This is a genomic window from Streptomyces swartbergensis (genome assembly GCF_002148965.1).
GTDB classification, from domain to species: Bacteria; Actinomycetota; Actinomycetes; order Streptomycetales; family Streptomycetaceae; genus Streptomyces; species Streptomyces swartbergensis.
Map to the genome: position 1 here is coordinate 1 of NZ_NGFN01000733.1, position 1,103 is coordinate 1,103.

The window sequence follows — 1,103 nt, forward strand, 5'->3', positions numbered from 1 at the left end:
CTAGGGTGTGTGTGATGTTGTGATCAGCCAGTTGCCTTCAGGAGGTCGTTGATCCAGATCATCGAGGCACGGAGGTGGAGGCCGGCGAGGTAGCTCTCGGGCGTCTTGTCGTATCGAGTGGCGATGCCCCGCCAGGCCTTCAACTTGTTGATGAGCCGCTCAACGGTGTTCCGCTCCTTGTAAAGATCGCCGTCGTGGCATGTGGGGCGGCCGCCCCGGCGGCCTTTCCTCTTCCGGTTGGCAGCCTGGTCCTTCTTCTCCGGGATGACTGCCTTGATGCTGCGTTTCCGCAGGTAAGAGCGGTTAGCGCGGGACGCGTAGGCCTTGTCCGCGGCAACAGCGTCGGGCCGGGTTCGAGGCCGACCGACAGGCAGACGCACCCGTATCTTCTGCAGCACGGGGACGAACTGCGGGCTGTCGGCGGCCTGTCCTGCGGTCAGTACGAGTGACAGCGGACGGCACTCGCGGTCAGCGGCGAGATGAATCTTGCTCGTCAGCCCACCACGGGACCTACCGAGCAGGGCTTGGTTCAAGCGGAGCTTGCGCCGTCGCCTGATACGCCGTCGCCCTTCCCGCTCGGACTCGTCCCTGCCGTCCTGTCCGTTCTGTTCTGGCGTGCCGCCCCTTTTTGCCGGGCCCGCTCCTGCTCGGCGGCGGCTTCCTCAAGGGCGTCCATGACGCCCTTGCCGATGCGCATCCCGGCCGCGTCGTGGTGGGCGCGGGCAATGGTGGAGTCCACGCTAACCAGGGATAAGTCCGTCTGTCCCCGGCGGGCGGCCTCGGCGATCATGCCTTCCAGAAGAGCGGAGAAGACCCCGGCGTCCCGCCAGACGCGAAAGCGCCCGTAGACGGTCGCCCACGGTCCGAACTCGGAGGGCATCTCGCGCCACTGGGCGCTGGACCGAAACCGCCAGATCACCCCCTCGAACTGCTCCCGCAGCCGCTCGGGGTACGGACCGTACTCGCCTATCGGCAGGTACGGCTCGATGAACTCCCACTGCTCGTCTGTGAGTTGCCTACGTGTCACACCCAGCGTCCTACCGCATCCCGCCCCCGCACGGGGCCAGAACCCGAGATTGATCACGACCTCACACACGCCCTAG

1 pseudogene is annotated in these 1,103 nt (G+C 66.2%); it reads right to left on the reverse strand.

The features are described 5' to 3' along the window. Positions 1-23: 23 nt before the first annotated feature. A pseudogene (locus CA983_RS43960) lies at positions 24-1,027 on the reverse strand (IS5 family transposase). Positions 1,028-1,103 lie beyond the last annotated feature (76 nt).